Source organism: Janthinobacterium fluminis (assembly GCF_028595325.1).
In the GTDB taxonomy this organism is placed as follows: domain Bacteria; phylum Pseudomonadota; class Gammaproteobacteria; order Burkholderiales; family Burkholderiaceae_D; genus Janthinobacterium; species Janthinobacterium fluminis.
Genome location: NZ_JAQQXR010000017.1, coordinates 1 through 11,879 on the forward strand (window position 1 = coordinate 1; position 11,879 = coordinate 11,879).

Here is an 11,879-nt window from a genome sequence, read left to right on the forward strand (position 1 = left end):
CGCAAGCCCAAGCCGCCCAAGCCGCCAGCTGCGCCGCCGCTCTCCGCGCCGGCGAGCGGGGAGGCGGCCGCCGCGGCCGAGCCGGTCGCGGACGCGGCGCCGGGCCAGGCGGACGGCGAGCCGGCCGCGCCCGCGGTACAATCGGCGCCGGCGCCCGCCACGGCCGTTGCCGAGGCGGCCGGCGCGCCGGCCGAAGCGGCGGCGGTGGCGCGGCGCTACAAGGTCAGCCTGCCGCCGGGCGCCGACTTCGACCTCGACGTCAAGCGCGTCGACGCCGACGGCACCACCTGGAGCGGCGTGGCGGCCATGTCGTGGCGGCGCGACGGCCCGCGCTACAAGATGACGGTCGAGGCGGGCCTGAGCGTGCTGGTGGCGCGCATCAACCTGCTGGTGCTGAGCAGCGAGGGCGAGGTGGACGACTACGGCATCGCCCCGGTGCGCGCGACGGAAAAGCGCAAGGGGCGGGCGCAGACGGCGACCCATTTCAACCGCGCCGAGGGGCGCATCACGTTCTCGGCCAGCGAGCGCTCCTACCCGCTGCTGGCGGGCACGCAGGACAAGGCGACGCTGCCGTTCCAGCTGGCCGGCATCGGCCGCTCCGACGTCAACCAGCTGGCCGGCGACATCGACGTCTTCGTCGGCGAGGACAAGGAGGCGAACATCTTCCGCTTCGTGCTGGTCGGCGAAGAGGAGGTCGACACGAAGCTGGGGCGGCTGGTGACGATGCACCTGAGCCGCCCGCCCAAGCCGGGCACCTATTCCTCGCGGCTGGACATCTGGCTGGCGCCGGCGCGCAACTGGTATCCGGTGCAGATCCGCAATACAGAAAGCAATGGTGCCGTGACGACGCAAACGGTTTCCTCCATCACAGTAACTGAACCATCTGGACAATAGAATATGCTGAAGACGACACTGCAACGCACCCTCGCCGCCGCCCTGCTGGCGGCCACCCTGGCGCCGGCCCTGGCCGCCGCCAAGCACCCCAGCGTGAAGCGGGCGTTCAACGTGCCGCCGTCGGCCGACCTGAGTTATTCGATCAAGGCGCGCCAGCGCGGCATGAGCCTGGGCGGCGAGAACCTGACGGTCTGGCGCGCCGGCGACGGCAGTTACTCGTTGGTGTCGGAGACGCGCGCCGCGCTGTTCGGCAAAATCCTCGAAAACAAGAGCGAGGGCGCGATCGACGACTACGGCCTGGCGCCGGCCCTGTACACGGAAAAACGCTTCCGCAAGGAGGCCAGCACGGCCACCTTCAAGCGCGACAGCAAAACCATCGTCTTCGGCGACTCCGACGAAAGCTACCCGCTCAAGGGCGGCGAGCAGGACCGCAACAGCGCGCCGTGGCAGCTGGCGGCGGTGGCGCGCGGCGCGCCGGAGCAGTTCACGCCCGGCTCCGAGTGGACCTTCTTCGTCGCCGGCCGCCGCGACGCCGAGCCGTGGATCTTCAAAGTGGTCAAGCAGGAAAGCGTGCGCACCGGCGAGGGCGAGGTCAACGCCGTCCACCTGGTCAAGGCGCCGCCGCCGGACGCCAAGGGCCAGCAAGTGGACTTGTGGCTGGCGCCGTCGCTGGAATGGTATCCGGTGCGGCTGCGCTTTGCCGACAGCGACGGCGACTACGTCGAGCAGACGCTGGAAAAAATCACCAAGAAGTAAGCACTCGCAAACTTCACAGCCGGGGACAGACCACGATTATCGGGAAATGATTTCCCGATAATCGTGGTCTGTCCCCGGCGGCTACCCGGCCTGATATACTGACGCCCCCGCGAACGGTTACGCGCCCGCCCCACCGCGTACTGAATTCCCAGAATGGCATCCGAATGATTGACTTAATGGCAAGCGCAGCTGCGGCTGCGGACCCAAACCAGACAGAGCAAGAGCACCACGATTCCCTGCAAGCCCATTTCCAGCCGAATGTGTCGGCCGAGGAAATCGAGCAGGTGTTCCACTTGAAGCGCGCCCAGCCTTTGCTGCAGGTGTTTACGGCGCTGTTCCACGGCGGCTTCGACGGCGTGCTGGTGCGCTTGCTGGTGTTGCGCGAGCTGGCCGCCGACGCCGCCACGACGGCGTTCACGCGCCCCGACATCAACCAGAAGCTCGCCTACCTGCTGCCGGAAAGCCTGGAAACGGTGCTGATGCGCCTGCGCAGCAACCAGTTGCTGGCCTGGGACGCGCAGCAGGCCGTCTACCGCGTCACGCCGATGGCGCGCAATGTGCTGTCGGCCATCGACGGCCTGCTCAGCCTGGGCCGCTCCGAGGACGAGGCCGAGATGGGTTTCCTGCTGTCGCAGGTGGCCGGCGCCCAGGCCGTCGGCGGCGTCTCCGTCGAGCAGTTGCAGCATCTGCTGGGCCGCCTGATGGAGTTGACCGAGGAGTTTTCCGACGCCATCGCCTCCGGCTCCGAGTTCCGCCTGCGCGCCGCCCAGGCGAAATGGAATATGGCCTGCGACTGGGTCGAGAAGGGCTCCGAGATCATCCTCGCCATCACCGGCGACGAGAACGCCGACTCGGCCACGCACCGCGCCGCCCAGGCCATCGGCCGCGCCCAGAGCACGCTGTTGAACATGCAGGGCATGTTCTCGCGCGCGCTCAACCAGATCGAGCGCCAGCGCGTCCACCTGGGCCAGTCCGGCCTGTCGACGACGGACATCAAGCGCTGGCTGCTGCAGCATGAAGACCTGGCCTCGCTGGCCGAGGGCGCCATCGACCAGCCGGTCGTGCCGCTGTTCTCGACCCCGGCCGAAATGATCGACGTGGCCGAAACGGAGCTGCTGTCCGAGCGCGCCGCCGGCGTGGCCCAGACCGGCCTGCCGAGCGGCATGGACGCGCCGACGACGATCAACGACGCGCCGGCGATGCAGCTGGAGCTGGACGACTGGCTGGCGCGCCTGTCCGACTTCGCCGACCTGGCCAGGCGGCCCGGCGCCGACGGCGCCGCGCCGCCGCCGCTGGCGATCCACGAGGCGCTGCTGCCGGCCAGCTTCGCGGTGGCCTCCTACCGCGCCTCGATGCTGCCGCTGCTGGGCGACGCCTCCGAGGCCAGTCTGCAGGGCGCCACCGCCAAGCTGGCGCGCCTGCCGGTGAACTTTACGCCGACCGACGAGATGATCCAATTGCCGGACCTGCACGTGGCCGCCATGTCGATCGCCTCTCTCTCACTTGATTTGGAAAGCGGCCCGGCCGATGAATGACGACTCTCAAATTCTGATTGCGCGCCTGTTGACGCATCAAACCCTGCGCCGCGACGACAAGCTGGTCAAGCGCGTGCTGTCGGACGAACTGTTCCGCGCCGAGATCGACGCGCGCCTGCTGGCCTGCGGCCTGAAGCTGCTCGACAACGTCTACGCCGACCATGTCACGCTGGCGCTGACGCGCGCCATCGAGCCGAAGATTTTCGGCGCCCGCGACGTCTGGCAAAACAATAACTTCGGCCTGGCGCGCGACGGCGTCGCCCTGCTGGTGGTGCTGTGGGCGCAGATCATCCTGCCCAAGCGCGAGCGCCAGGAAACCCACCAGCACGCCGAGGACGACCAGAACGACATGTTCGACAAGGACAAGCCGCTGCCGCGCGCCGAGGACACCTCGATCGGCATTTCGTACAAGGCGCTGCTGTCGGACTTCGGCGACAAGCTGGGCAAGAAGACCCGCATGGACATGAACCTCGGCACGCTGGCCAAGCTCGGCTTCATCGAGCGCCGCGGCGACGTCCTCGTCGAGGGGCCGCTGCTGGACCTGATGATGGACACCGACGTGCTCAAGGAGCGCATCATCAACGGCGCGCTGGCCGACGTCTTCAAGCGCCCGCTGGCGCCGGTGGCGCCGCCCGTCGTCTACGAGTTGCACAGCGACGCGGCCGAAGCGGCCGAGCCGTCCGACGCCCCCACCGACACCCCAAACTAAGAGCCCGCCATGTTTCATATCAAATCGCTCGAACTGGTGCACTGGGATTACTGGCAGCGCATCAAGAACATTCCGCTCGACGCCAAGATCATCACGATCGCCGGCCAGAACGGCTCCGGCAAGACCACCTTGCTGGACGCGCTGCGCACCCTGTTCGGGCTGGACTGCTCGATGGGCCGCACCTACAAGCACTACGCGCGCCACTCCGGCCAGCAGACGGCCTGGCTGCGCGCGGTGGTCGACAACAAGAACGTCGGCAAGCAGTTGTCGAACCGGCCCTTCCGCAGCTCCGGCTTCTTCAGCGACGACGAGGTGACGCTGTTCTGCCAGATCCAGAAGAACGGCGGCGACTGGAAGCGCCAGTACCTGATGCGGCCCGGCTGCGTGCAGATCGAGGACATCCAGGAAGCGAACGACTGGCTCGGCGTGGAAAACTACCGCAAGCGCCTGGCCAACGCCGGCCTGTCGCCGGCGATGGCGAAAGTGCTGGCGCTGGAGCAGGGCGAAACCGACAAGCTGTGCGAATACGCGCCGCGGCAGTTGCTCGATCTGGTGTTCCAGGTGTTCGGCGACAAGGAGGTGCTGGACGCCTACGACGAGGCGAAGCGCCACCAGCGCGACACCGAGGTCGAGCTGAAGCGTTTTGAAAGCGAGCTGGAGGCGTCGAAGACGAATCTGGAGGGCCTGCGCCTGCGCGTCGCCAACTACCACCAGTGGGAGGGCCTGCACAAGGAGCGCCGCAACCTGCTGGAGGAAGTGCTGCCCAGCCTGCAGTACCACGAGGCGCGCGAAAAGGCCGGCGCCGCCAGCCGCCAGCTGCGCGACGCCCGCAAGCCGATGGCCCAGGCCGACCAGCAGTTGATCGACAAGCGCAACGGCCTGGCCGCCCAGGCCAAGGCGCTGACCGACGCGCAGCAGCAGGAGACGCTGCTGGAGCAGGAGGGCACCGCGCTGCAAAGCCGCCTGTCGCACATCAACGGCAAGCTGAAGCCGCTCGACAGTCTGCTGGAGCAGCGCGAGCGCCTGCACAAGCTGGCCGCCGAATCGGGCAGCGGCATCGCCGAGGTGGCGGCCCAGCTGGAGCAGAAAGAGGCCGAGCTGCTGCGCCAGCGCCAGGCGCGCGACGCGCTGTCGGCGCGCATCGCCGGCGAGCAGACCACCATCGCGGCGCTGCAGGGCAAGACGGCGATGCCGGAGCCGGAAGCGGTGCGCGGCATGCGCCGGGCGCTGCGCGACGAGGGTATCGCCCACGCGATGCTGTCCGATATCATCGAAGTGACCGACAGCCGCTGGCAGGGCGCGGTCGAGGGCGTGCTCGGTGGTTACGCCTCGGTGGTGCTGCTGGAAAAGGCCCGCGACGCGTCGCGCGCCTACCGTCTGGCGGAGCAGGAGCGCTACCGCCACTTTATCGTGCCGGAACTGGTCGCGGCGCCGTTGGCCAAGGATGACAGCCTGCTGTCGGTGGTGCGCTTTTCGGCGCCGGCGCCGGCCTGGCTGATCGACCAGCTGTCGCGCATTGCGCGCGTCGACTCGGTCGAAGCCGGCTTCAAGCTGGGCAACACGGAAGAATGGATCACGCCGGAAGCCTACCACCGCGAACGCCGCGGCGGCCGCTCGCTGTTCGTCGAGGCGTCGCGCTATCGCTTCGGCCAGGCCGGCCGCACGCAGCGCCTCGAAGCGCTGCAAAAAACGCTGCCCGGCCTGGAGGCGCAGGAAGACACGCTGACGCTGGCGGTCAGCAAACTGGCCTCGGAAGTGGGCGCGCTGAAGGCGCGCATCGCCGGCGTCGACGCGGCCAAGGAACTGGCGGCGCGCCAGGCCGAGTTCGACGAGGCGGCGCGGAACATGGCGCCGTTGAAGGCCGAGCGCCTGGAAGTCGGCTCGCGCCTGGGCGAGCTGCAAACGCTGACCAAGAACGCCACCGTCGCGCGCACCCGCGCCGACACCGTCTGGCAGAACGCGCGCATGGCGCTGGCGGAGGCCGAAGCCGGCCTGCGCCTGGGCCACAAGCGCCAGATCGAGCAGCGCGCCGAGCACGCCAAGGCGCTGCTGGAACTGCGCCGCGGCTGGCGCCATCTGCCGAAAAGCTGGCGTCGCCCGGCGCGCCGCGCCGCGCTGGTGGCCGAGCACCAGAACTCGCACCAGGTCGATTTGCGCGTCGCCAGCCTGCAGGTGAGCCTGGCGCGCGACGATTGGGAACTGGACGCGACGGTCATCGACCAGCATCACCGCCTGTCCGAGCAGTTGCACGGCCGCCAGTCGGAAACGGACGAGCGGCGCTACCAGAACAACCGCGCGATCGAGGCGACCGGCAACGCCCGCGGCGCCTATATCGAGCGCCTGCGCTACACGGTCAAGACCTACAGCCGCAACATCAAGGAACTGGGCGAACTGGCCGGCATCGAGGTGCACGCCGACCCGGTGCGGCTGGAAAACGACGACGTGCAGCTGTCGCAGGCCGGCCTGCACGTGCGCTTCAAGTTCGACGGCAAGGGGCCGATCGGCATGAACGACGGCGAGGCGTCCGGCGGCCAGCAGGTGATGAAGTCGCTGGTGCTGCTGATCGGTTTGCTGAAGTCGGAAGACGGCTCCGGCGGCTTCGTCTTCATCGACGAACCGTTCGCCCACCTGGACATCCGCAACATCCAGCTGGTCGGCGAGTTCCTCAAGAACACCGAGGCGCAATATCTGATGACGACGCCGCTGACGCACAACACCGACGTCTACGACCCGTCCGAGCTGACGCTGATCACGAGCAAAAAGAAGAAGGACACCGAGTGGGCCCAGCCGATCTTCGTGCTGCAGCGGCGCGCGCCCGGCGCCGCCAAGGCGGCCTAGGCACGCTGTTTTCCAGAGGAGATGGGATGAACAAGCAAGCACTGGCGCTGTTGCTGGCGCTGGGCGCCCCGGCGATCGGCTCCGCCAACGACGGCATCGTCGCGCAAATCGCCGGCGGCATCGTGTTCGGTAAAACCGCCGCCGTCGCGATGAAGAGGGAGGTGCTGAACGTCAGCTACGACAAGGTCAGCGTCGACTACGACTTCCTGAACGAGTCGGACGTGGATGTCGTGGAAACGATCTCTTTCCCGCTGCCGGAATACACCGCCAAGTATCAGGAATCGCCCACCTATTACGGCCAGCCCGGCGACTTCTCCATCCTGGTCGACGGCAAGGCGGCCGGTTTCCGCACCGTGCTGGCCGCCAGGCAAAACGGCAGGGATGTCGGCGACGTCCTGCGCCGCATCGGCTTGACTGACGCGCAGATCGCCTACTATCCGGCGTTTTCGCCGTTCGACCAGCCCGTCGCGCCGCTCACGGCCCGGCAGGAAAAAGCCTTGATCGAAAACGGCCTGATGGCGAAGCTGACCGACGAGGAATCCTGGGTGCCGAACTGGAGTGTGCAAATCCATTATGTGTGGAAGCAGAAGTTTCCGGCGAAAAAAATGGTCCATGTGTATCACCAGTACCGCCCGTTCGTCCAGGCGGGGACGGCCGTCTCCGTGTCGAGCGAGGCTTTCCCGGCGACGCATTGCGCCGACGCGGCTTTTTACAAGGCGTGGCGGCGCATCGGGGCGGAAAACGGCGATGGACAAGTCGCGGCGAACCAGGTCGCGTATATTTTGAAAACGGGGAACACCTGGAAGAATGGCATCGAGGATTTCACGCTCAATCTGGTGAAGCGGAATCCGGCCGAGCTGATCAGCCTGTGTTTCCCGGGAACGTTTCGCAAGATCAATCCGACCACCTTGCAGGTCCGCCTGAAGCACTTCAAGCCGGCCCAGGACTTGAACGTGTACTTCGGCAATATCGGCGAAACGGGCGTGGGCAACGGCGTCCAGCCGGCGCTGTCGCCCTGAGCCGCGCCTGAGCGTTCAGGTGTTGGCCAGGTTCATCCCGGCGATCTGGCCGAGGATGGCGGCGAGCGCGTCGAGCTGGCCGGCGGCCGTGTTCTTCAGCAATTCCTGGCTGATCATCTGCGCCGTCACGATGGCGTCGCCGAGCAGCGTCTGCCCCGTCGGCGTGATGACGGCGTAGCCGACGCGGGCGTCGCGCGGGTCGGGCTGGCGCGCCACGAGGCCGATTTTTTCCAGCGGCAGCAGGGTGCGCGTCACGCCGGAGGCCGTCAGGGCCAGGCGTTCGGCCACGTCGACGCGGCGCAGGCGGCCGCCCGGCGCGCGGTTCAGGTGGTACAGCAGCTGGAAATCGCTGAAGCTGATGCCGTGCAGATTGCCCAGCGTGTTGTCGAGCCGGCGCACGAGCACCGCCTGGGCCCGCGCCAGGCGCAGGCAAAAGTCGAGTGCGGCGTCGCCGGCCGGGCTGTGCTGTGGAGTGGGCGTCGTGTTCATGTCATCCGATTCGTTTGCTTCATGCGTGAGCGCTCAAGTTTACGGCAATACGCGGTGGCGCTGGCAAGTTTTTGCCGCCGCCGCATTCACAGATAGGATAGGGGCGCGCCGCGCGGACACATTTCCAGGTGCAGGCCGAGCAGGGCGTCGAGCTCCGCCTCGGCGTCGAAGCCGGGGTCGCCGGACGGCTCGACCGTGCCCAGCACCTCGAAACGGAAGCCGGCCGCGCCGTCGCGCTTCCAGTCGGCCAGCAGGGCGGCGTTGCGGTGCCGGCCCAGCGTCAGCTCGAAGCGGTGGCGGTTGAGGATGGCGGGCAGATTGGTGCTGCGGTCGAGCAGCATCTTGCCGCTGGCCACGTGGCGGATGGCGAACACCCCCATTTCCGGCGGGTTCAGTTTATAGCTCGATTTCAATTCGGCTTGGCGGCTGCGGTTCATTGCGACTCCAGTTTGGTGGTGGCGCCGGGGGGCGCATCGGTGACGCCGCGCATCGGCGTCAGGGCAAAGGTCAGCAGGGTCAGGGCGATCAGCATGGCGCCGCCGCCGGCGAACAGCTGCGCCAGCGTCAGGCTCTGCATCAGCCAGCCGGCGGCGGCCGCCGACAGCGGCGCCAGGCCCATGAAGATGAACATGAAAATGCTCATGGCCCGGCCCAGCATCGCCGGCGGCACGCGCCGCTGTATCCATGTGTAGACGGCAATCTGCATGAAGCCGGCCAGCGCGCCGACGAGGGCGAGCAGCAGCGCACCTTGCCAGGCGGCGTCGATGCGGCCCAGCGGCATCAGCAGCGCGCCGACGATGGCGTCGATCAGCAGGAGGGTGCTGCCGAAGCTGCCGATGCGCAGGCCGCCGCCGACGCCGGAGGCGGCCATGCCGAGCAGCGTGCCGGCGCCGTGCGCGCCCAGCAGCAGCCCGAGCGCGGCCGCGCCGTGCAATCGTTCGCTGGCCAGCACCGGCAGCGCCACCTGCAGCGGCCCGGTGACGAGCAGCGACACCGCGGCCCAGTAGAGCAGGCAGGTGCGCAGCGCGCGGTCGCGCCAGACCATCGCCAGGCCGGCGCCGACGGCGCGCCAGATCGCCTGGGGCCGCTCCGGCGCCGCCGCCCGGGCGGTGCGGACCTTGCTCAGGGTCCAGGCCGACAGCACAAACGTCAGACAGTCGAAGGCGAAGGCCAGGCCCAGGCCGCGGGCGTCGGCCGGGCCGGCGGCGGCGTCGCCGCGGCCGGCCAGCGCGATCAGCAGGCCGGCCAGCAGCGGTCCGGCCAGCAGCGAGAGCTGGCGCAGCCCGAGCATGATGCCGTTGGCCTGGTGCAATTGGTGGGGCGCCGCCACCTGGGGCAGCAGCGCCGTGGCCGAGGGGATGCCGAAGGCCGACGCTAGGCCGATGCCGAGCGCCAGCGCGTACACCAGCGGCAGCGTCAGCTGGCCGCACAGTAGCAAGGCCGCCAATGCGCCCAGCAGGATGGCGTTGGCGTGCTTGCTCAGCATTAGCACGCGGCGCGGCGAGTGGCGGTCGACCAGCGCGCCGCCGGCGAGGATGAACACGGCGCGCGGCACGCTCATCAGCGCGATGACCAGGCCCAGCGTCAAGCTGTCGCCGGTCATTTTCAGCACCAGCCAGGGCAGGGCGATGACGCTGAACTGGTCGCCCAGCATTGAGATGACGGCGCCGGCCAGTAGCCAGCGGAAGTTTGCTTCGCGCATCAGCGGCGCGGCCGCGGTGGGGTGCCCGGACATGCGCCTGCTCAGACGACAGGCGCCGGCATGCCGGCGAGCTGGCCGAGCATCGCGGCGAAGGCGCCGAGTTGCTCCGGCGGCGCCGTGTGCAGCGCCCGCTGGCAGATCATGTGGGCCGTCTCGGTGGCGGCCGGCAGCATGGCCCGGCCGGCCGGCGTCAGCGCGGCATAGCCGAGGCGGGCATCGTGCGGGTCCGGCTGGCGCGCCACCAGGCCGATTTTTTCCAGCGGCTGCAGCATGCGCGTGACGCCGGCCGGGCTCAGCGCGACGCGCTCGGCCAGTTCGCTGCGGCGCAGGCGCGCCCCGGGCGCGCGGCCCAGTTGCGTCAGCAGCTGGAAGTCGCCGCAGCTGATGCCGTGCAGCGTGCCCAGTCTGTCATCGAGACGGGCGGCCAGCAGCGCCTGGGCGTGCGACAGGCGCAGGAAAAAGTCCAGCGACAGGGGATGGTGTGCTTGTGTCATGGTGGTCAATTTAATTGTCAGATGCTTGAGCAATCAAGTATATTGCAATTAGAAGGATGTGTGGGAAATTTTTTAAAAGGGAGGTTCGCGTGCATACTGTGGCTCTCGACCACACTAGCCTGAGGCGCTCCGACCGATGAAAAAGCACGACGATATTGCCCGCAGACTGCTGGGCCAACCCTATGCGGCGTTGGACGAGCAATCGAAAAAGGTCACGCGCCACGTCGCGGGCCGCCGCCACATCGCCAAGAACACGGCGCTGGCGCAGGATGAAAAAATCAGCGCCGGCCAGCGCGCCGCCGACGCGGTGGCCCGTTTCGGCGGCTCCTGGACTTTCATTCTGCTGTTCGGCGTCGTGCTGGTGGTGTGGGTGGGCATGAACTCTGTGCTGCTGGCGCGCCTCGGCGAGCCGAGCTTCGACCCCTATCCCTACATCCTGCTGAACCTGGTGTTATCGATGCTGGCGGCGATCCAGGCGCCCATCATGCTGATGTCGCAGAACCGCCAGGCCGAGAAGGACCGTTACAACGCCGAGCATGATTACGAGGTCAACCTGAAGGCCGAGCTGGAAATCATGCTGCTGCACGAAAAGGTCGATTTGCTGCGCGAAGGGCAGTGGGGCGAATTGCTGGCGATCCAGAAGGAGCAGCTGCGCCTGCTGGGCAGCTTGATCGAGCGGCAAAACTGAGGCGCCCCGCTTCGGCGCCTCGCCTTGGCGCTCCGCCTTACTGCAGCGCGGCGAGCGGCTTCTGGCTGCGGCGCCAGCGCAGCAAGCCGAACGCGTAGGCCGCGTAGTAGCCGGCCAGCAAGCCGAAGCTCAGCAGCGTCAGCGGGCTTTGCACGAAGTCCGGCTGCGCCACCGGCACGGCGACGCGGGTGTTCATGTACAGCTCCATGCCGCAGTACAGCACGCGGGCGGCGAACTGCATCGCCACCAGCATGCCCAGGCGCAGATTGGGCGTGTAGAAATAACCTTTGTCGGTGTTTTCAAGACGCGTCAGTTTGACGCCCCAGACGCCCAGCCAGGCCCCGGCCAGCGCGCCGGCGCCCAGGCTCGACAGGGCCAGCGGCTCGCCCTTGGTGGCCACGGCCAGCGCGGCCAGCAGCAGCGGCAACAGAATCGCGGCGGCCCAGTGGCGCCACAGTTGCGATGCCTGCCGCCCCATCATCCGTTTCAGGCGCGCATAGATGCGCCAGACCAGGAGCGGAATGAGGACCAGCAGGGCGAGGGTAGTTGTTTCCATGTAGCGCATCCCAAGGCCCGCGAGCGGGCGCAAATAAAACGCGATTGTAAGCCAGAACGGCGCCGCGGCGCTGCCCCGTCTGGAGGCGCACTTGCCTGCCGATTGACATTTATCTGTCCGGAAAGCACTATGCCCCTTCGCCAGCGCCGGCTGAACCCGGTGCGGTGCCGACCTTTTGAGCAACCATAGACTGGATATT

General features: G+C 67.9%; 12 protein-coding genes. 7 read left to right on the forward strand and 5 right to left on the reverse strand.

The genetic code is table 11. The features are described from left to right. The 6 genes from OIK44_RS24315 to OIK44_RS24340 all read left to right on the forward strand — a co-directional run. The coding region (locus OIK44_RS24315) for a DUF3108 domain-containing protein (protein WP_273674673.1) at positions 1-894 on the forward strand (894 nt) is incomplete at its 5' end. Between the two features lie 3 nt (positions 895-897). Further along, on the forward strand, positions 898-1,650 hold the full coding sequence (locus tag OIK44_RS24320) for a DUF3108 domain-containing protein (RefSeq protein ID WP_273674674.1): 753 nt from the start codon (positions 898-900) through the stop codon (positions 1,648-1,650). Between the two features lie 176 nt (positions 1,651-1,826). Continuing rightward, a complete protein-coding gene (locus OIK44_RS24325) occupies positions 1,827-3,185 on the forward strand; it encodes a hypothetical protein (RefSeq protein WP_273674675.1) in 1,359 nt (452 codons plus the stop codon). Then, a complete protein-coding gene (locus OIK44_RS24330; protein WP_273674677.1) occupies positions 3,178-3,894 on the forward strand; it encodes a hypothetical protein in 717 nt (238 codons plus the stop codon). Before OIK44_RS24325 ends, OIK44_RS24330 begins: the two co-directional genes overlap by 8 nt. Positions 3,895-3,903: 9 nt before the next feature. After that, positions 3,904-6,732, forward strand: coding sequence for an ATP-binding protein (locus tag OIK44_RS24335; RefSeq protein WP_273674679.1), 2,829 nt, complete (start codon positions 3,904-3,906; stop codon positions 6,730-6,732). A gap of 26 nt (positions 6,733-6,758) precedes the next feature. Continuing rightward, positions 6,759-7,751, forward strand: a complete 993-nt coding sequence (locus tag OIK44_RS24340; RefSeq protein WP_273674681.1) for a DUF4424 family protein — start codon at positions 6,759-6,761, stop codon at positions 7,749-7,751. Between the two features lie 15 nt (positions 7,752-7,766). Here OIK44_RS24340 and OIK44_RS24345 read toward each other — a convergent pair whose 3' ends face one another. The 4 genes from OIK44_RS24345 to OIK44_RS24360 form a co-directional block, all read right to left on the reverse strand. Further along, positions 7,767-8,240 (reverse strand): MarR family winged helix-turn-helix transcriptional regulator, encoded by a 474-nt coding sequence (locus OIK44_RS24345; RefSeq protein ID WP_273674683.1) that lies wholly within the window; start codon positions 8,238-8,240, stop codon positions 7,767-7,769. An 86-nt stretch (positions 8,241-8,326) separates the two neighbouring features. Continuing rightward, positions 8,327-8,677, reverse strand: coding sequence for a GIY-YIG nuclease family protein (locus OIK44_RS24350; RefSeq protein ID WP_273674685.1), 351 nt, complete (start codon positions 8,675-8,677; stop codon positions 8,327-8,329). After that, positions 8,674-9,975, reverse strand: a complete 1,302-nt coding sequence (locus OIK44_RS24355; RefSeq protein ID WP_273674687.1) for an MFS transporter — start codon at positions 9,973-9,975, stop codon at positions 8,674-8,676. Before OIK44_RS24355 ends, OIK44_RS24350 begins: the two co-directional genes overlap by 4 nt. Before the next feature lie 8 nt (positions 9,976-9,983). After that, positions 9,984-10,436, reverse strand: coding sequence for a MarR family winged helix-turn-helix transcriptional regulator (locus tag OIK44_RS24360; protein ID WP_273674689.1), 453 nt, complete (start codon positions 10,434-10,436; stop codon positions 9,984-9,986). 136 nt (positions 10,437-10,572) lie between these two features. Here OIK44_RS24360 and OIK44_RS24365 point away from each other — a divergent pair, with 136 nt between their 5' ends. Next, positions 10,573-11,124, forward strand: coding sequence for a DUF1003 domain-containing protein (locus tag OIK44_RS24365; protein WP_273674691.1), 552 nt, complete (start codon positions 10,573-10,575; stop codon positions 11,122-11,124). A gap of 37 nt (positions 11,125-11,161) precedes the next feature. Here OIK44_RS24365 and OIK44_RS24370 read toward each other — a convergent pair whose 3' ends face one another. Further along, a complete protein-coding gene (locus tag OIK44_RS24370) occupies positions 11,162-11,680 on the reverse strand; it encodes a CcdC protein domain-containing protein (protein ID WP_273674693.1) in 519 nt (172 codons plus the stop codon). Positions 11,681-11,879: the final 199 nt, after the last annotated feature.

What these genes read in the sequence shown, in the direction of transcription:
- OIK44_RS24320 (WP_273674674.1), top strand. Translation starts at nt 898, where the DNA reads ATGCTGAAGACGACACTGCAACGCACCCTCGCCGCCGCCCTGCTGGCG.
- OIK44_RS24340 (WP_273674681.1), top strand. Translation starts at nt 6,759, where the DNA reads ATGAACAAGCAAGCACTGGCGCTGTTGCTGGCGCTGGGCGCCCCGGCG.
- OIK44_RS24370 (WP_273674693.1), bottom strand. Translation starts at nt 11,680, where the DNA reads ATGGAAACAACTACCCTCGCCCTGCTGGTCCTCATTCCGCTCCTGGTC.
- OIK44_RS24335 (WP_273674679.1), top strand. Translation starts at nt 3,904, where the DNA reads ATGTTTCATATCAAATCGCTCGAACTGGTGCACTGGGATTACTGGCAG.
- OIK44_RS24365 (WP_273674691.1), top strand. Translation starts at nt 10,573, where the DNA reads ATGAAAAAGCACGACGATATTGCCCGCAGACTGCTGGGCCAACCCTAT.
- OIK44_RS24355 (WP_273674687.1), bottom strand. Translation starts at nt 9,975, where the DNA reads ATGTCCGGGCACCCCACCGCGGCCGCGCCGCTGATGCGCGAAGCAAAC.
- OIK44_RS24345 (WP_273674683.1), bottom strand. Translation starts at nt 8,240, where the DNA reads ATGAACACGACGCCCACTCCACAGCACAGCCCGGCCGGCGACGCCGCA.
- OIK44_RS24350 (WP_273674685.1), bottom strand. Translation starts at nt 8,677, where the DNA reads ATGAACCGCAGCCGCCAAGCCGAATTGAAATCGAGCTATAAACTGAAC.
- OIK44_RS24325 (WP_273674675.1), top strand. Translation starts at nt 1,827, where the DNA reads ATGGCAAGCGCAGCTGCGGCTGCGGACCCAAACCAGACAGAGCAAGAG.
- OIK44_RS24330 (WP_273674677.1), top strand. Translation starts at nt 3,178, where the DNA reads ATGAATGACGACTCTCAAATTCTGATTGCGCGCCTGTTGACGCATCAA.
- OIK44_RS24360 (WP_273674689.1), bottom strand. Translation starts at nt 10,436, where the DNA reads ATGACACAAGCACACCATCCCCTGTCGCTGGACTTTTTCCTGCGCCTG.